Origin of the sequence: Priestia iocasae, assembly GCF_016909075.1 — a bacterium.
In the GTDB taxonomy this organism is placed as follows: Bacteria; Bacillota; Bacilli; order Bacillales; family Bacillaceae_H; genus Priestia; species Priestia iocasae.
Map to the genome: position 1 here is coordinate 25,259 of NZ_JAFBFC010000005.1, position 20,081 is coordinate 45,339.

Annotated in this window: 12 protein-coding genes and 1 riboswitch; of the genes, 5 read left to right on the forward strand and 7 right to left on the reverse strand. The window is 37.9% G+C overall.

The features are described 5' to 3' along the window. Positions 1-40 precede the first annotated feature (40 nt). A complete protein-coding gene (locus JOC83_RS13990; RefSeq protein ID WP_205188009.1) occupies positions 41-2,734 on the reverse strand; it encodes a M14 family metallopeptidase in 2,694 nt (897 codons plus the stop codon). Between the two features lie 403 nt (positions 2,735-3,137). Here JOC83_RS13990 and JOC83_RS13995 point away from each other — a divergent pair, with 403 nt between their 5' ends. Then, positions 3,138-3,659 carry an NfeD family membrane protein gene (locus tag JOC83_RS13995; protein ID WP_205188010.1) on the forward strand — a complete coding sequence of 174 codons (522 nt, stop codon included), beginning with the start codon at positions 3,138-3,140 and terminating at the stop codon, positions 3,657-3,659. 18 nt (positions 3,660-3,677) lie between these two features. Continuing rightward, entirely contained in the window at positions 3,678-5,207 is a 1,530-nt protein-coding gene (locus tag JOC83_RS14000; RefSeq protein ID WP_205188011.1) for a flotillin family protein, read from the forward strand. An 81-nt stretch (positions 5,208-5,288) separates the two neighbouring features. Here JOC83_RS14000 and JOC83_RS14005 read toward each other — a convergent pair whose 3' ends face one another. From JOC83_RS14005 to JOC83_RS14015, 3 genes are all read right to left on the reverse strand, one after another. After that, positions 5,289-6,473 (reverse strand): efflux RND transporter periplasmic adaptor subunit, encoded by a 1,185-nt coding sequence (locus tag JOC83_RS14005; protein ID WP_205188012.1) that lies wholly within the window; start codon positions 6,471-6,473, stop codon positions 5,289-5,291. Positions 6,474-6,669: 196 nt separating this feature from the next. Then, the gene (nagZ, locus tag JOC83_RS14010; RefSeq protein ID WP_239583546.1) at positions 6,670-8,028 is read right to left on the reverse strand and encodes a beta-N-acetylhexosaminidase; all 1,359 of its coding nucleotides are present in this window, start codon (positions 8,026-8,028) and stop codon (positions 6,670-6,672) included. Further along, positions 8,028-9,404, reverse strand: coding sequence for a TcaA 3rd/4th domain-containing protein (locus tag JOC83_RS14015; RefSeq protein ID WP_205188013.1), 1,377 nt, complete (start codon positions 9,402-9,404; stop codon positions 8,028-8,030). Before JOC83_RS14015 ends, nagZ begins: the two co-directional genes overlap by 1 nt. 213 nt (positions 9,405-9,617) lie before the next feature. Between JOC83_RS14015 and JOC83_RS14020 the strand changes: the two genes are divergently transcribed. Together JOC83_RS14020 and JOC83_RS14025 are read left to right on the forward strand one after the other, a co-directional pair. After that, complete coding sequence (locus tag JOC83_RS14020; protein WP_205188014.1) at positions 9,618-10,100, forward strand: zinc ribbon domain-containing protein; 483 nt, start codon at positions 9,618-9,620, stop codon at positions 10,098-10,100. A 23-nt stretch (positions 10,101-10,123) separates the two neighbouring features. Then, complete coding sequence (locus tag JOC83_RS14025) at positions 10,124-11,776, forward strand: zinc ribbon domain-containing protein (RefSeq protein WP_205188015.1); 1,653 nt, start codon at positions 10,124-10,126, stop codon at positions 11,774-11,776. Between the two features lie 211 nt (positions 11,777-11,987). Then, a riboswitch (cyclic di-GMP riboswitch) is annotated at positions 11,988-12,075 on the forward strand. 263 nt (positions 12,076-12,338) lie between these two features. Here JOC83_RS14025 and JOC83_RS14030 read toward each other — a convergent pair. After that, entirely contained in the window at positions 12,339-12,698 is a 360-nt protein-coding gene (locus JOC83_RS14030; RefSeq protein ID WP_205188016.1) for a LytR/AlgR family response regulator transcription factor, read from the reverse strand. Next, entirely contained in the window at positions 12,699-15,764 is a 3,066-nt protein-coding gene (locus tag JOC83_RS14035) for an ATP-binding response regulator (RefSeq protein WP_205188017.1), read from the reverse strand. Positions 15,765-16,177: 413 nt separating this feature from the next. Here JOC83_RS14035 and JOC83_RS14040 point away from each other — a divergent pair, with 413 nt between their 5' ends. Next, complete coding sequence (locus JOC83_RS14040; protein WP_205188018.1) at positions 16,178-17,113, forward strand: hypothetical protein; 936 nt, start codon at positions 16,178-16,180, stop codon at positions 17,111-17,113. A 15-nt stretch (positions 17,114-17,128) separates the two neighbouring features. Here JOC83_RS14040 and JOC83_RS14045 read toward each other — a convergent pair whose 3' ends face one another. Then, positions 17,129-19,777, reverse strand: coding sequence for a YfhO family protein (locus JOC83_RS14045; protein ID WP_205188019.1), 2,649 nt, complete (start codon positions 19,775-19,777; stop codon positions 17,129-17,131). Positions 19,778-20,081: the final 304 nt, after the last annotated feature.

Here is a 20,081-nt window from a genome sequence, read left to right on the forward strand (position 1 = left end):
AAAAAGGATGGCCACGTAGCCATCCTTTTCTCGTACCTTTTTATTTCACTGATTGCTCAAAAATAGCATTAGCTAATAAGCGATAGCTTTGCTGTGAATGAGCACGGAACGTTAAATCATTCGCAAAAGCAGTAATTTTATATCCATTGTTTGACCATGTAAAGGCAAGGTTTTGACCCTTAACTGCTTCCCGTCCTGGCCACCATCCTGCTCTATAATAGTCATCATCTTTACTCACTTGAAGAAGCACGTCACTATCTTTTGGAACACTTGTAAACCACGTTCCCGATCCTGTATATAGCCATTCTGTTGGCTCATAGCCGTTTGTTAACGGATGAGGATTTACATTTACTTTTAAGAGACCTTCATGATAGTAATCCGTTGTTTTTGCTTCTAAGCCTGGAACGATATTTTGTGACGTTAAGAACTGAGCCGCACTTCCGCCTGCATAGATGTAGGCTTTTCCTTGTTCAGGCTTCACGCGTCCTTGGTCGTCAATGACAACGACGCTATCTTTTGCTTCCCCTAATTCAAACCCTAGCTCTTTTAATGCATATTTTAACGCTGCACTTCCATTTGCTGAAACGATTGGTTTTTTAAGCGCCACTGTCGGAACCTTGCCCTTCTTTGGCTTCGTTTCTATAAAGAAGTCTTTTTTATAGTGAGATAGGTAAATACGTTTTAAAATAAAGTCACCTTTCTTGTAGCCATCTCCTGATTCCGTGATGACTTGTACTGGCTTACCATCCTTAAGTAGCTGGTTCACCACACGAATGACATCGTTATTTGTGTTTGGCACAATTAAGTCTGCTTCTTTGAATTTTGTATTTGTAACAGGCTTATCCGCTTCACTAACATCTTTTACATGCGATGCAAATGCACCTTTTTCAAAAATGGCATAGCGGTCAAAGCCTCTTAAATCAGGGAAGTTTGTAATAACAGAATCATACATTGCATCCCAATCTGATACATCTTCACCCTTTGATAACACCGCATTCGCTAATCCACGTTTTGCTTGGTGCAACGGAACGATGAATGTTCCTTTTGGATACGTGACATCTCCAATTTTCACTGATTTTGTTGTTTCTTCTACTTTCACTCCGTTACGAGTTAAATAGTCGACCATGTTATAGACTTCTAACTCATTTTTCTGTAAAGACTGATCAATTGGTAGTGCGTAGTAATCTGGGAAGAATTGTCCGTTCTCTGCGTAGTCACGACCAATGACATCACCTTTTTGGTTCACAAGCCACTTATCAACTTCTTTGCTTTCTGTTCCTTCAATACCTCGTTTGAAGATTTCAAGTTGGTTCGTATATAGGCGGTCTTTGTTTTCTAGTGAATAGTTAATCGCGCCTAAACTCGCATACACTAACGCTTTGTTCGACTCTTCATTTAAATCAGGAATCTCTACCGTGTGACCCATTGCGCCGTGAAACATTGCGTACATCGCTGTGTACGCTGTAGTTGCATCATCCCAGCCATTTTCATAGTCTAATAGCGGAATTTTGTAGCTGTCGTACTTTGTATTTGCGATACCTGCATTCCCCATTGCATGAGCGTGTTCAATCATTCCATCCATTAATAAGTCATATTCAAAGTTTGGATTATGTGGAGGTGTACAAGGCTCAATTAAAAAGTCTTTTACAAATCCATGTAAATCAATAAACGAAAGCGGTGTCCACTTTGCGATTTCTTCTGTTACAATGACAGATTCTTTCTGCGTTTGATAGCCATTGTCACGATTCAAGTCGAATCCATTTGCATTTTGACGTGTATTGTTAACACGCCCATCTGCGTTATGACCTGGGTTAAAGATGAAGATAAAGTGATCCAACGCTTCTTTCACGTTCATTTTCACTTCCTCTTCTTCCCCTTTTTCATTTGTTGCTTTATACGTGATTTCTTCTTTCGTCGCAAATTGCTGTAAAATATCCATCATCGCATCTACACCAGGGGATTCATCTGGATGAATGTTATTAAACCAAATTGGAATTTGATAGTCTTTTAATGTCCCAGATTTGATTTCCTTTTGTAGCTGTGCTGGATTTTCTAATGCTTTTGGTAAGGTGTCATTTAAATAACGATCAATCGCTTTCTTATCTTTTGCTAGTACAGCAAAATGCATGTCTCTTCCTTGGACAGACTTCCCAAGCGATTTATACTCAATGTAGCGACCTTTACCAGGGTTCGCCACAAGCTCATCCATTTCTTTCTTTATCTCATCATATGTACGATAGCTATCGTAAACATTGAGTTTAAGTGATGCACTCGCCTTTTCTTTTTTCTTCAGATCTGTTACGGCTAATTCATAGTTGTTTAAAAATTGAGGGTACTTTGTGCGAATAGAACGTGGAGATAAATCTGTTGTATTGAATAATAAATCAAAGTGAATCGTTGCTTTTACTTTCTTTGTTCCTTTCACATAGTGGGGCTCTTCTTTAAATGTAAGATACGGATCACCTGTAAAATCCCCCGCTTTACTGTCCCACTTCTTCCACTCATCAAACGTTTTGCCACCAAACGTCCACGTTAAATGCTTCAGGTTGGCTTTATAGCTTAGCTCTACCTCTACTTCCACATCACGTGCTTCTGTGATCGACAATAATGGTTGACTTACGGTCATAGATACCTTTGGGTTGGTTTTCGCTGTTGCGACACTTGTGAAATTAGGCAATAGAAGCGATAAAACAAGCGTAAGCGCCAACAAAAGTGACCATCTCTTTTTATTCATGAACATAACTCCTCTCTCTTTTCACTCTTATCTTCTACTAGGATTCTATCATATTCCTTTCGAGAACAGAAATATATTATCATATTTAAACATAAAATCGTATAAATATTATATAAAAATATTTTTCTTTATTTTCTGATAATAACACATCAAGACAATGATGACTATCCTTTCAAGTCCTACTTTACTTCTTTACCCATATAAATCATTAGCAATCTATCATGACCAGTTACATTTATTTTTTCTCTTCTTTCTAATCTAATCATTATAAATATAACTAACAGAAATTTCAGAAATAAAATGGAACCTTTTTACAATTTTGTCCGTATTAGAAGGTAGCAATCATAAAAAGGAAAGGAGCGCATGTAATAAATAAGAGTGTTTTATACAAGGTGGTGATGTGATGGAGATAGTTGGTTTACCGATTCAAACGCTTTATCTTTATATCCTTATCATTAGCGGGAGTCTGACACTTTTGTATCTTTTATTCGGAGATATGGTGGACGGGATATTTGAAGCGGTTCCTCTTTTCAATGTGGCGCTTATTTTCCCGTTTTTTACAATCTTTAGTGCAAGTGGCTATTTACTTGAAGCAGCTAGCTCCTTTTCAACAGTTCTTATTGCTATCTTATCGTTTGTAGTCGCACTTATTCTCGTGATCCTTCTTCACTTGTTTATTCTCGTGCCTTTACGATCGGCCGAAGAGTCGCTAGTTTTTACAGAAGAATCACTAAGAGGACGAATTGGAAAGGTAATTGTCTCAATACCAGAGGATGGATTTGGTGAAGTCATTATTGAAGGTGTAAGCGGAACGATTTCAAAGCCCGCTTTTAGTTATCGAAATGTACCGATTTCATCTGATACAAAAGTGTTAATCATTGAAGCAGAAAAAGGAAATGTGGCAGTTGTACCATATGAAGCTTAATTTAAAGGAGGAGTTGTCATGGGCATATTAGCATTTATTGTCATTGGTATCGTAGTCTTTTTACTTTTAGCATTTGTTGCGATCTTCATTATGAAATACCGAACAGCTGGGCCAGACGAAGCATTAATTGTTACCGGTAGTTATTTAGGTAGCAAAAATGTACACATTGATGAGTCTGGAAACAAAATTAAAATTGTACGCGGTGGTGGTACGTTCGTTTTACCTGTTTTTCAGCAAGCGGAGCCTCTTAGTCTTCTTTCTAGCAAGCTAGAAGTCTCCACACCTGAAGTCTATACAGAGCAAGGCGTGCCCGTGATGGCCGACGGTGTCTCTATTATTAAAATTGGTGGATCGATTGGTGAGATTGCCACGGCGGCCGAGCAGTTTTTAGGTAAAACAAAACAAGATCGCGAAACAGAAGCACGTGAAGTGTTAGAAGGTCATCTTCGTTCCATTCTTGGGTCAATGACGGTGGAGGAAATTTATAAAAACCGCGAGAAATTCTCTCAAGAAGTACAGCGTGTCGCTTCGCAAGACTTGGCAAAAATGGGGCTCATTATCGTATCATTTACGATTAAAGATGTTCGTGATAAGAATGGCTATTTGGATTCTCTAGGTAAGCCGCGCATCGCTCAAGTCAAGCGCGACGCCGACATCGCAACGGCCGAGGCAGAGAAAGAAACACGTATTAAGCGAGCAGAAGCCGATAAGGATGCGCAAAAAGCAGAGCTAGAGCGGAAAACAGAAATTGCAGAAGCTGAAAAAATGAATCAGTTAAAGACGGCCGAGTACCGCCGTGAGCAAGATATTGCGAAGGCCCGTGCTGACCAAGCGTACGATTTAGAGACGGCTCGCGCGAAACAAGAAGTAACAGAGCAAGAAATGCAAATTCGGATCATTGAACGTCAAAAGCAAATTGAACTAGAGGAAAAAGAAATTCTTCGTCGTGAGCGTCAGTATGACTCCGAAGTAAAGAAAAAAGCAGACGCAGACCGTTATGCCGTTGAACAATCAGCAGAAGCAGATAAAACGAAGCAACTGGCAGAAGCGGATGCGAACAAATATCGAATTGAGGCGATGGCTAAAGCGGAAGCCGAGCGAGTTCGCGTCGACGGCTTAGCCAAGGCGGAAGCGCAGCGTGCACAAGGTGAATCGGAAGCAGAGATTATTCGTCTTAAAGGTCTTGCAGAAGCTGAAGCGAAGCAAAAGGTGGCAGAAGCATTTGAACAGTTCGGTCAAGCAGCCATCCTTGATATGATCATTAAAATGCTTCCTGAATACGCAAAACAAATCGCAAGTCCATTATCAAACATTGATAAAATTACAGTTGTTGACACTGGAAGCAGCGGTGAAAACGGCGGAGCTAATAAAGTAACGAGCTACGCCACCAACTTAATGTCAACGCTTCAAGAATCTTTAAAAGCATCCTCCGGCATCGATGTGAAAGAGCTTATCGAAAACTACTCAGGTAAAGGTAATATCCGCCATAGTATTGATGACTTAACTAGCGAAATGAAAAAGCAGCAGCGTCCATCCATTGACGAGTAACACGTTCAGCTAGAATCACACCTTCATTCTTTGTATACAAAAAAGGCAAAGAGCTCATTCTTTGCCTTTTTATATAACCTGTTATTTGACCTTCACTTCCATCCCAGCTTTTACTTCTGGAGAAGCTTTTGGGTTTACTACATACGTCTCACCATGCTTTAAGCCTTCTAACACGCGATACGTTTTCTCATCGACTTCTTCTAAGACGACTTCGCGATTTTTTAGCTTACCTTGACTCACAACATACACGAATGTTTTCTTTTCTTTTTCACGTACACTTTGCTTTGGAATCGTAATTTCCATTTCAGAAGGAATTTCTACACGAATGTCTGTTGGATAACCTAAATACAGCTTATCTGTTGAATTTAGTGCGATACGGAAGCTAAACGTTGACTGTTGCTTCTTTTTCTTCTCTTCTTCTCCTACAATGGAAAGAAGCTGATCAAGCTGCGGATAGTTATCAATTGTAGCAAAGCTACCTGACCACAATTGCTCAGGAGCCGACTTTGACGTTACTTTAACAGGAAAGCCTTCTTCAAGCTCACTGCGTTGGCGTTCTGTTAACACACCTTCAATTTGATACGGCTCTTTTGACAAAATCGTCATAAGAGGTGTTTGATTGTCAGCATTAGCTGCGTCCTCTACGTGCGTCACAATTCCATCGATTGCACTTACAACCGCTAACTCATTCTTTTGTGATTCAAGTGCTTGCTGCTCTGCTTTTGCCTTTTCAAGCTCTAATTGTGCGAGCTCTTTACTATTTTCTTGATCATCTAGCTCTCTTTTTAACATAAAAACGCTCATTGTCGATTCTGATTCGACTAACACATTGCTTTCTAACGTTGCCATTTCGCTTCGGATGTCACTGATTGAACTATCTGCTTGAGAAACACGTAATTGTGCGAGCTCTTGAGCCGCTGCATTTTGACTTAATAACCGCTCAAGCTCTCCATTTTCATAAGAAAACAGTTCATCTCCTGCAGCAACCTCTTGTCCTTCTTCTACTAATACTTCTTGGACATTTCCTTTTTTAGAATCAGCGTATACAACCTGTACCTCGCTCGGTACGACTTGACCTTTTAACGTATTCAGTTCATTTTTCTTTGGTTTAGCAATCGTCGTAAATTGTAGCTTAGGCTGACTCGTCATTTGTGCCGCAATCACTCCACCAACAGCTGCCATAACGAACAAACCAACAATAATGCCTACAATCCACTTTCTACTAAACGCTCTTTCATTTTCAGCCTTGACCCCTGGCCCTTCCATGTATTAGCACCTCTTCTATTTATTAAAAGTATTTTCATATAAATTCCATACTATTCTATTATAGTCTGTTACCTACTACCTGTCACTTCATGTCTGTAAGATTTCATGTTAAAGATTTACAAATACTCTTAAAACAAATAAAAAAACGTTAAACCAAGAAAGTATCCACTCTCTCAGTTTAACCGTTTTGTTCTGTCTATTTCTCTGCTTCTGGCAAATCATGCGCTTGTTTATAATCGTTAATGAGTCTGTAGTGTTTATCACTACCTACCACATTTGCTGCTTTTTCTGGATCTACATGGATCTCTTTTTCTGTTGAAAACTTATGTTTCAAAATACGTTCGACTGATTCATTAATACGTTCTTCCGTAATATCACCAGCCTTTACCGCTTTTAAAATACCATTATAGACTTCTAGTTGGCTTTCATATTCATGACAAACAAGCAACAAATCTACCCCTGCTTTTACAGCTTCAATTCCCATATCTTCATATGAGTAATACTTGTTAACAGCGCCCATTTCCATATCATCTGTTACAACAATTCCTTCATATCCAAGTTTTTCACGTAACAAATCTTGAATAATAACAGGAGATAGGCTCGCTGGATTTTCTTTATCGTAGGCAGGATATTTAATATGCGTTACCATGACAAAGAATTGCTGTTTGTTCATTTCTTCAATCATTCGCTTGAATGGGTAAATGTCTGAGTTCTCAAGGTCAAGTTGATTTGCTTTTACCGAAGATGTCTCGACGTGAGGGTCAACATTACTTCTTCCGTTACCTGGAAAATGCTTTAACGCACCTGTCGTTCCTGTATCATTTAAACCTTTAATAACTTGAGAGCCAAATTGATATATCTTTTCACGGTCATCACCAAATGAACGGCTATCTACTGATGATAAATCAAGAACTGGTGAAAAGTTGATGTCAATCCCCATTGTAGAAAGCTCTTCTCCGTTTAATTTAGCAATATTGTACACTTCCTCAGCAGTCGCATGTTTTCCTAGCTCTTGTTGAGCAGGAAGTGGCGCAACTTTGTCTTTCATGCGAACAATGTCCCCACCTTCTTGATCAACCGCTACCATTAGTGGGATACCATGATTGCTTGTTGCAGCTTGGTCTTGTAACGAATTTGTTAATGTTGCCACTTGCTTTGGTGTTTGCATATTTCGACTAAATAGAATGACACCACCAATTGATTTCTTTGTCACAAGCTCTTTAATTTCAGGACTCATTTCTGTTCCATGAAAACCTACCATCACCATTTGACCAATTTTCTCTTCTAGCGTCATATCTTCAAGTACAGCGGATACTTTTGCATCCACTGTTTCATATGCTGCGTGTGTGACAGATTGTTCCTTTTCAAAGGATTCTTTATTGTCTTTAGCAGCGGTTTGTTCTTGTACAACTTTTTGGTTAACAGTGACCTGTGCTTCCTGATTACTCTTATCAGATTCCATGAACTGTTTGTATATAAAGAACACAATCAGCACACACAAAATAGGTAATAAATAAAAAATAATAGTTGATTTTCGTTTTGTTCTTTTTCTCATTATTCTACTCTAGAATCTAGCTTTTCAATTTCAGGTGTTTCTAATTTCCAACCACTTGCTTCCTTCACTAGATACCATTGTCCTCCCCATTCTTGAACTAAGGTTGAACCATCTTCTTGCTCATCATATGATGTCATGCTGAAGCTAACAACCGCTTTGTTCCCATTTACTTCTTCTAAGTCCGCATAATGAACGATATTATTATAATTGGCTTTCAAACCTTTTTGCCATCCATCAAAAGCCACTTTTCCTTTGCGGCTAGAAGCAAACAAATCGTACGCATTGCTATAATTACCATTCGAAATATTCATATAATGATTATTTACTACACTTGTAATATCTGACGAGTCACTTTCTTCGTCAAATTCTTCTACTTCCTCCGGTTCAGCAATAACTTCTTCATTTTCATAAGGGAATTCTAAATAAATATCTTCTTCTGCTGCTTCAATAGCCACGACATCACTTTTCTTCCCTTTATACTCAGCATGTAGTTTTATAGATCCATCCGTTTTGACTGGACCAAATTCATAAATATCGCCTACTTTTAACTTTGTATTTTTGTCGTTTACAAATAAAATAGCATCGTCGTAATCAGAGTAGACATACACTTGATCACCTGTTAAGTCTAATTCAACAGATTGTTTATCTTCTTTTGCGTCTTCAAAGCTAACAATTTGCTCATCTTCAACCGCTGCATATTCATCCTTATACGTTGCTTTTATCGTGTGTTCCCCAAATAAATAAGGACCAAATGTGGAAGCTTTTTCTGACTTAACACTGCCCACTTTTTGGCCATCAATTTCTACCGTTACCTTATCTTGATTTGCTGTCACTTCTATGTAAAATAGTTTAGACGATAATGCATATTGGTTAAAAATCAGCCACTTTTTCTTTTCTACTTCCTCTATCGTTAAAAAACTTTCTTTACTAGGTATAACCGTTTGTCCTTGCTCATGAGCAATCGCTTCACTTCGCAACTGCTTCAATACATCAGACAAAATATCTGGATTTTCTTTAAAATACGAAATGACTTGTTTCGCACTTTGTTTGTCAACTTTTAAATCTGAATGACTTTGGTTTAACAGTACAGCTACTTCTGCTGCATCATTTGATTTCAAAGCTTGCGCAAAGTTACTCACTATTTTCGTTGGTTTATTGGATGACTCAACAAATTTATATCCTCCAAATAAAGCAATGGCCACAATGACAAAGGTAACAAGAAGCGCTTTTTTACCTTTCGTAAAAAATCCTGATGATTTTGCATTTCTAGCTTCAGGTTGAACAGTGCTCGTTTCTTTTTGTTTTTTCGCACCACACTTTGTACAAAATGGTTTATTCGGGTCCATTTCTTGACCACAATTTTGACAATAAGACACAATGACTCCTCCTATAATCCCAAATCTCTCCATCGGGAAATTTTGACTATTATTATAGTACGAGAAAACCCACACATGCACAACTACTTATCTACATAAACTTATTGTGAAATTACTGTTCATTATGTCTATTTATCTATTTTTCCATCTATCCAAATAACCATATGTATGGTAAATTAGTTAATGTTTTGAAAAAATGATAGAGGTGATACGATGAACGACTTACAAACAAAATTAGGAGGCGGATTGAATAAGATTCAAGATAGCCTTCAACAAGGAAAACAAAAGATCCAAGTTGCTCAAGAAGTTAGTCAGTATAAAAAAATCATTCAAGATGCTGGTATGCAACGCGCTGAGATATTACTACAAATTGGTGAAAATGTGTATCAGAAAGTGCGTAGTGGTGAGCTTCAACATGCAGAGCTTCTTCAAGATGTACAAGCTATTTCAACACTAGACCGTAAAATTTATCAAGCTCAACAATCGATTTCTCAATTAACACAGGCATCGGCTTTAGGTGCGCTATGCAGTTGTGGCGCAGCCATTACACCAGCGGATAAATTTTGTGGATCATGTGGCAGTCAAGTAGAGCTTCAACAAACAAGTATCGAAGAAACGAAATCGTGCTCAACATGCGAAGAGCAAATTGCTGTTACAGCTAACTTCTGCACTTGTTGTGGCGCTATTGCGCATTAATTGCAAGAGGAGGATATCATTCAATGTATTGTCGAACATGCGGAACATCTAATTCAGATACAAGTAACTATTGTATGCATGATGGTACTGCTCTATCGAAAAAGGAATACCAAACAAAGTTACAACTTGTCAAAAAGGATGCAGCATTTTGTTCAAAATGCGGACATAAAACAGCGGACATAGAAAATTATTGCTCTTCATGCGGTAACGTCTTACATACATACGAAAAAGCAACGTCAGATTCCCTCGGAAAAGCGGCTTCCTCGTTTACTATGAAAGAATCTACACAATTACCAACATTTCATTGGCCAAAATTTGAATTGTCTTTCTTAAAAAATGCACTTATTCCAGCTATTGGCGCATTTGTCATTATGCTATTACTAAACTTAGCTGTCTCCAACAGTACAGAATCTTTTTACACAGACTTAATGAAGGATTTTCCCGAGGAAGCAGATTTTGAGATGTTAATTCATGAACTATCAGAAGAGCTGGATACAAACATAAAAAAGCCAGATCCCTTATATGGATTCACCGACAGTGTGATGCAGTCTCACTTAATTGCACCTCATTTTGAAACATCTGTCAAAGGTGTAATAGATGAGGATGAAGGAAGCTTTAAGGTGAAATTCTCTCTCTCTTTCATGCTTATTATTTTCATTTTTATTCCAATCATAGCCACATTGATTGCAGGTATTATTTATGGCCAACGCCACAAAGAAGCAAGTATACCAACTCGCCTTTATTCAGCTCTTTGTATTGGATTAATCTATGGCCTATTTTTAAGTATTTTCTCATTATTTAGTGGCTTCTCTTATGATTTAAACTTGGTTAGTGAAGGTGACAAAATAAACATTGAAGCAGCAACTTCTTATTCATTTATTAAAAGCTTTATACTCGCTGCTATCCTTGGTACTATTTTTAGCTTTGTTGGAACACTTTTTGCGGTTAATTATCGTCACTTTACTCGCACACTAGCAGAGACAGTTCCATACGGCCAAGTGATTCATCAAAGTTTTTCAACATTTGTTCGTGGTCTTATTTTAAGCATTGCAATTGGAATAGCCTTTATTATAAGTAAGGCTAACGAGCTAAAAGAAAACGTACTTTTCATGGAATTTGCTGACCTTGGTCCTTTAACAGCATTAATTGAAAAAGCAAACACGCTTAGTCTCATGCTTGGTACACAAATTGGCTCAACCCTTTGGGGAATGGTTCACTTCACACCTTTAACGCTGAAGGTAGCTAACGACGATGAAAATATTGATATTGCTTACTCACTATTTTCTGGACTTGAGCTAGGAAGTGTACCTGACTATAGTGACTTTTTATTCGATAGTATTAGATTAGAGGGACTTGGCACTTCATTTACCGTTAAACTACTTGTGATGATTCCAACTTTATTATTTGTTTGGTCGGGTTATAAAATTGCCAAATCTGGACAATTCTCATTTGTATCTATTGCCTTATACAGTGCTATTTATAGCTTACTTGTATTAGCGCTTGGTTCTTTATCTCTATTAAGTGTTGATTTCTCTATGATTCAATCAGCATCTGAATACGGTGATAAAGCAAGCTTCTACCTAGGTATGGGGGCCCTAGGCTTATTTATTCGTAGCTTTATTTTCTCTTATCTTGTTACGTTTGCAAGTGGATTTATTACAAAATTAAAAGGTTAAAAAACATAGAGGGTGAATCAAGAGGAAATCTGTTGATTCACCCTTTTTATAAACTCGTATCATAAAAAGAACATTTAATAATCACAGCACTCACACTAAAACCTTTTTACTAAAACAAAAAGAATAAAAAAGAAGATAAAAGACCTAAAAAGAGCCTTTTTGCTCATTTTACTAGACTAAATATGTAGTACTATATATGTAGTCACATAAGTCGACGAAAGGGCAAAGCCATTGAAAAATGGTGACGCAAAGCTAAAGGGGCTAACGTCTCATAAAGACTATGCTCGCCAGTTGCCGAATCACTTCCTCTCTTCGTCTTATGGATAGTCAAATGATGAAGGAGGATCTATAAGGTGAATGTGCGGTGGCTGACACCAGAGCGAAAAGAACAGTTATTTTGTGCTGTTTTATCGTTAGTAATTGCTTCAATTGTTGTAATGATGGCTCAATCGTAAACATGTACATAGCGAAAAAGGAGAGACGTTTCATTTTAGATGAACGACTCTCCTTTTCTTTTATTTAGCCACTCTTTAAAATTGGTACAGCCCTCTTCTTACATCTCTCATTCCTTAAAAGCATCTAAGCATCGTTGAATATCTTTTGTTACTATGGGCTTCAACAAGCAGCTGACTCTTTTGTTTTTAAAGTCATCGAGAATCGAGTGACGATGAGCTGTTGTAAAGATAATGATGAGATTTTGTTGCTGATTAAGCAATTGATGAGCTAGCTCGATACCCGTCATTTCAGGCATTTCCACATCTAAGAAGACCAAATCAGGCTGTTCTCCTTGTTCAAATGCACGTAGTACCTCTGTTGGGCTTAAAAAGCTTCCAATTAATTCAAGATCTTTTATCGGCGCAATTTTACGCTTCATATAGTTTAAAATATGAGGCTCATCTTCAACAATCATGACGGTATACATTTACTTCACCACCTCTACAACAGAAGTACATCGTTGTTTTGGTAACAACAAGGTGCACTTCGTTCCTTTGCCTTGCTCAGAATGAATATGAAACGAAGCATTGTGATAGGATTGCACACGTCTATCTATATTTTTCACGCCTACCCCTTTTCCTGTTTTCTTTAGTTCTTCTATTTGCTGCTGACTCATCCCAATTCCGTCATCTTCAACAGTCATGCAAATAAACTCTCCTTGTTCTTCAATGGTTAACGTGACCGTTCCTTCTCCTCTTTTATGAAACAGTCCATGTCGAATCGCGTTTTCCACTAACGGTTGAATTAATAAAGCTGGTATCATGATTTCTTCTTTTAACATCGAAGTCACGTGTACTTCATAATGTATACGCTCAGAAAATCGTAGTTTTTCAAGCTCAACATATTCCTGGATTAACTCTAGCTCTTGATAGAGTGGAATTCTTTGATGAGGATGGTCCATTTGAAATAAATAACGCAAATAATGGCTAAGCGATGCAAGGAGTTCTGCTGCTCTGTCTCCATCTTCATAACAAATCGCAATAATGTTGCTTATCGCATTATGCAAAAAGTGTGGATTAATTTGGGCCTGTAAATAAGCAAGCTCATGCTGAAGGGCTTGTTCCATCGAATCGTTTAGCTTTAAGAGCACCCGTATACGAGATTGAATTTCTTCTTCCGTAAACGGCTTTAAAATGTAATCATTTGCACCCGCTTGATAAGCTAACTCAATGTCTTTTTCTCCATTTCGAACAGTGGCCATAATGATGGGCAGATCAAGAATAGAGTGATTTTCTCGGATAAGCTGAACAAGCTCAATACCAGACATTTTAGGCATCATGACGTCTGTAATAACAAGATCTACTTTATGCTCATTCAATAATTGAAGAGCGTGATCTCCTCGATATGCAACAAAAAGCTCAAATTGATCTTCTAACATTAACGTCAGAACACGAATGTTTGTCGGTTCATCGTCCACAAGTAAAATTCGTTTCTTTTGTTGCTCATGTTCGCTTTTTTCATATGAAGACGTTTTGATGTTTTGTCGACAATTGATTGAGTTGCTTTCTTTATCAAGTTCGTCTCCTTTTGCGCTTAAAAGCTGAATTGAAATGGTTGTTCCTTTTCCAACGATTGAATGCTCTACCCATACATCACCGTTCATTTTACGCGCTAGTTGCCGACTAATATAAAGTCCTAATCCCATTCCATTATCTGAAAACTGCTTTGGAGAAACGACACGATAGGAATCTTCAAAAACCATGTCCCATTCCTCTTTAGGTATCCCTATACCAGTGTCGGTAATAGACACGAAGAGATTCTCACCCTCACGCTTTGCCGTAGCCGTCACCTGTCCAGTATCTGTATACTTAACAGCATTGGCTACTAGGTTGTATAACACTTGACGTAGTCTGTTTTCATCAGCCTGCACAAAGGTCATCGGCTTAATGTCATTAATTAACCGCACTTCTTTTTCTCGTGTGTTAAATGATAGTAGTTGAAAAACGAGTTGAACGACAACCGATATGTCTACGCTCTTCATTTGTACATGTATGTCTTCATGTCGTAATTTAATCGCATCAGTTAAGTCATTTACAAGAAGCGAAAGCTTCATCGATGTATCTTGAATAAGTGCAATATTTTCTTTTTGACGACTTAGGTTTTCTTGCTTTTCTTTTAATAGATGATTTGAGATGTTAATAATGCCGTGAAGAGGGGTTTTTAATTCATGCGAGGTTCGAGCTAGAAACTCATCTTTGATGTCATTTGATTTTTGCAATTGATCGGATAATAATTGCACTTCATTCATTTTATTTGTAAAACGGCGTGCTAGAAAAAGGTTTAAGGCCGTTAGAAAACCAATGGTGCTAAACTTCCCAATGACATTCGAATTTGTATAGCCTGTATGATACAGAATGCTATTCACCATCAGCGCCATAATAAAGAACACAATGCCAGCTACGTACCAAAATTCATTAGAAGAGGATTGTCTCTTTTCACTTTTTATGAGAATCGTTAACAAACGAACAATGAACCAACCAAGCATCACAAAAATGTACAGTGTCATAAAAGGTTTCATATGTGTATAGAACTGATAAGGTAAACCTACAACGGCTACACAAAAACAAAGTATAGGCGACGCAATCATGCGGATCACCTTTTTACTAAGCACTCTTGGCTCTAGTGATTGAAGAAAAAAGATAAGAACGGTCATACTTAAGAAAATACTTAAATCTTGTAATTTGTAAGTTATTTGAAAAGATAAATAACCGTCTAATAAACGCATCAAAAGCTTTTCACCCGTTGTCGCCACTAAAAGAGAAACTAAAAGTAAATGAAGTCCACTATATAAATAAATCATTTCCTTGTTTCTCATTTGATACAAATAGAGATGAAAGATACCAAACACAAGAAATAAATAAACGCCTGCCATGTCACTTCCAAACGAAAGAAACGAATTCATCGTCATTTCTTCCATGCTACCTAGCTGAATAGGATGAGCAATCCCCCCATCATAAAACAGATAGTTAGACACTTGAAGAACGAGCTCTACTTCGCTTGCGGGCTGAATCGGCACCGTATATGGAATATTTTTCGCTTCGTGCTCCTTAAAACGCTCATGAGGCTTCCCCATCTCTTTGACTAATTCACCATTCACATAAAGCCGGTGAGACATCCATACATTTTGAACTTTAAGGAGTAGCTCCTCAGAATCTGGTAAACGAATGGATAAATGATACGTTCCATTCCCTCGGTTCTTTTGCTGATAATTCTCCTTCTCACTCCATCGCCCAGGAACTTTAATGGATACGGGTGTGTGGTTGGCTAATTCACTTGGTTTCAACAGTTGGTCTGGGTAGAAATCCCACTCACCGTTCAACAAACTCACACCGTCCTGATCAAACATCCAATTTGTTAAATTCAGCTCTCCTCCCACAGCTTTTGGCGATTGATGAATGGATGCTGTTGGATAGTACTCTAACCATAAAAGAAGCAAAATCGCTCCAATTGTCAGCACACGACTAAACCAATGCGTTCCACCCTTTTTTTTCAATTTTTTGCACCTCAGTTACGATTAATTGTTCAAAAAAACACCTATTCACCTTGCATACATACGATTAATGAATGTAAAATGCACAAAATCTATTAACCTACTCTATTCTACTTATATTCTATGTTTGCTTCTTTTTATGACGGAAAATACAACTTTATTTTGGCAAGAGAACGATGTTTCCATATGTAAACTTATATCTCAATACAGTCTACATTTTTACAAATACTCTGTAGAGCCAATTATCCATGGTAACTGTTTCACCATCAATAAGTGCTCGTATTCTAATTAGTGATCGATTTTGATTATCTATAAATTTTTCCCAATTAGTCGATACAATAGATAGATATTCCCTTCCCCATAAAAAAGGATGAGAATGTACATATAATTAATGAAAGAACGAGGAGAAAAACAACATGAGGAAAAGAGCATTATTTTTATTCTTATTTCTAGTATTAGCAGGTTGTAGCAGTGAATCCACCACTCAATCTGAACCGACTTTCAACTCAGAAAAAGAACAGACAGCTATAACGACAAACGAATCAACCGAAAAGAGTACGGCTGAACAAAACAAACAAGTAAAAAATGAAGAAGCCTTTGATTGGTCAGGAGAATGGGTATTTTTAAGTGATGATAACCTTGGAACTCTTCGTATTGAACAAGAAGATGATCATACTATTCGTTATCACTTAGGTGGCTCCTCGATTAGTGCGGTGAACCATAGCTCCTACGGTAACTTACTAGAAGGAAAAGGTACCATTCAAGATGATACCATCCTATTTACTAATGACCTACAAAAAGAATGTGGTGGGACCATGGTCCGTGATGGAAGCAGGATAACCGTTACTGTAAAAGATGAAAACTGTCACACATCTCGAGTACACCTAGATGGCGAATATAAAAAGCTTGACCATATCAAAAAACAACCTCTTTTTAATATGAAAGATGGAAAAATGGTCGTGTGGGGTATTTTTCTAGGTGATAATCCGTCGGCTGTTAAATCGCTTCACGGTAATCCCGACTATGAAGGACCTGATGAAGATGGTTTTTACGAATGGATTCAAGATTATAAAAGAAAAGAACTATTTGTTTCCTATTCTAGTAATCAAACCGTCTCTATTCATGGAGTAGCGCCTAAGAAGCTTTTCTTAAAAGCAGCAGAAGTGAAACTTTCGGGAGAACGCTATCGAAGCGAAGATGGAGCAAACTATATCTATGTTCCTGAAACAGAAGAGCTTCTAATTTATCGGACTGACAGTGAAAACCCATCAACCATCACCTTTTTTATGACATATGCTGACGGAAACTTCCACGCTGGTGTGGAAGGTGGGTGGATTATACCTGTTAAATAAGCAAAAAGGAGAGCTCTAAAAAGAGACTCTCCTTTTCCTACGTGCACGTATGAAGAAATGCACAGACAGAACAACTGCAAGCGTCATACTAGACAACAGGATTCCTTCTCGTAAATAAGGTGTGTGATACGTAAACTCTACGATGTGAGTACCTTTTGTAAGCGGCACTCCAACAAAAGCATGATTCACTTCAAGCGGTTCAACAGCCTGTCCATTCACGCGAACATGCCAGCCTTTGCTGTAAGGGATCGAGGTTGTGAGAATGCCCTCTTCAATGACCTCTATCTTCCCTTTTACTTGATTGTTTTCATAGTCAAGAACATCAAGTCGTTGCTTATTAAGTTCTTGCACTCGATTAGCATAATGCGTCACATCATGATGATAAACTGCTAGCTTTTGTATTTCATATCTTCCTGGAGTTAGCGTGACATCAATGGAAGATAACCGATCGTGTATACCTGCATTGATGACAAACGTCTCCTGCGGAACAGAATAAATATGATCAACCGCTCGCTTTAAAAAGGATTGATTCCCTACTTTAATCGTAAACTCACCGCCGTCTATACGCGTTAGCCTTAACTCAACAAGGATTTCTCCTGTCGTTTGCGTAGGAGGAATTGGAATAGAAAGCTTTCCTTCGCTGTTTACTTGATACTGATGAGAAGTCGCCTTTTCCACTTCATACAGCTTCACTTTTGGCATGCTATCAACAAGCGTCGTAACGAATTGCTCACTTCGATCAACCTCGTTCAGCTTTAATGCATTCATTGATTCATCTATCACTACTGCTTGCAACAGCATATGGTCACGCTCTGCCACATTTAACTCTTTAAACTGTTTTGAATCAAGGTAATTCGTCATCATATAGCCAAATGGAACGCTATGCTGATTTTCATAAATGGTATACCTACCAAGCTGTTGAAGCGGTTGGTAGCCGTATGGCTGAAAAGCGACACCTTTAGGAACAACATAATATTTAGCTCCTAACGCTGTTTCCATAAAAAGTCGCTGATTCACTTCACTGAATTGACTCAACGAATCGAGCTGAAGCGTGAGATAGTCTTGCTTCAAAAAGCTAGAAAGATTTTCAGGAATTAAGCTTTGATAACTACTAAAGCCATGATAGTGATACAACATCGACTTATTATGCTGACTAAAGTTCAGCTGTTGATAATGATTGGCTTGAGGATGCCAAAGAACTCGATATAAGCCTTCATCTCGTTTCTTTATATACTCGATGACCTTCTGTTCTTCTTCATCATCTATTGTTTCGATAGGTGAACCCTTACGAATAAGGCCGCTCCCTCCTCCTGGAAGCTCTCCTATTTGCTTAAAATAAATAAAATGGTTCGTTAAAACCGAAAGCGACACTACACTGACAAAGAGAACGTACGCAATTTTTGACGAAACTCTATTAAGTAGGAGTAAGCAGCCAAATGTGACAAACGTCATCATAAGAAGGATTTGCCTTATTGAATTCTCTCCTATTTGGTTAAAGTAATCATTCATACATGCTAGAAAGCCGATAATAAGAAGCAAGAAGCCAATCACATACACAGTGAGAGATTTCTTCTTTTGCACAAGGTAATCAATCACAAATGGCGTATAAAGAGCAATCGAAAACACAAACAAGTACCGCCAGCGACTCTGCATCGCAGAAAATCCATTAAAAGCAGAATAGGCAAACGGCAAACTATAAAGAGCGAACATAAACACGACAAACAAAAAGCGAAGGCGAAGCTCTCTCTCTTTGATGAAAAAGCCAATTAGAAGTAAAAATAGCGTTAACGCTGGAAACGTAATCGTTGTCACATTGAAAAATAATCCGTACAGAATGTCTTTATAAAAAGAAGACTCAAAAAGCAACGGAATGTGTAGGTCCTTCTGAAAGCGATCGGCCTGTAAAAATTGATAAACTGCCGGAAGAAAAGACCAAGCCCCAAGTAAAAAACCAACAAGATAATGAAACGAAAGCGTAAATCCATAGGATAGAAACGCTTTCCAACGAAAGCTTTGATGAGTGAAAAAGAAGCGCCAAATCGCATAAAAGATTAGAAACACAGTTGCGATGTAGGCATAATAGAAATTCATCATGACAATAATGGCCATCACTACATAAAAGAACCACTTTCTTTTTCCCTTTACTAACTGTTCAAATGACAAAATAAGCAGAGGAAGGAAAACCATCGAATCCGTGACGAATTCCATATAAAGCGAAAACGACAAAAAAATAACGGACCCCACATATGTTAGGGCTCCTATGATCGAAGCAGCTGTTGAGCGATTTAGTTGTTTTAATAAGACATACATAAAGCTCATCGCCAAAAACGACTTAAACACACTCATCGCTAGCTTCATATAAAGCGTATCAGTCAAAGAATCGATTGGAAAAAGAACACTTAACCAAAAGAACAACGACGAGGAATAATAATAGAGAAATGGCCCAAAAATATCGCCACCTAACCCGTATTCCCACGACCACCATAAATTCCCATTTTGATACTGCTCATGTAAAAATGAGTGAAAGATCAAAAACTGATCAACCGAATCCCCACCCGTAACCGAGAAGTGAAAATCTCCTAAAAAGAAGTAGATATGTATCCCTACAGCCATTAGTAGAAAATAGACGAACGGCAGCAGTTGCTGTTTATTCTTATGTATCAACCATAACATCCTTTCGCGTAACAAGAGGATGAGTCTTTTAGTCACTCGCTCGTCTCGTTACCTATAAATGTATAACGTTATGATTATATCATGGTTGTTTTATAGATTACTTAGGAATAATGGAGGAGGGAGAGTTGTATAGGGTTTTTATGTAAAATATTGGAGGGGGATTTAGTAAGAGTTATATCTTGTTTAGTGATCTGTTCATTTATTGGACGTTTATTTAGTTGTTTCTTAATACGTTGTATGAGCAAAGGTTAGCATCTCACAAAGCTTTTATTTATCGCCTTTTTATTATAAGGAT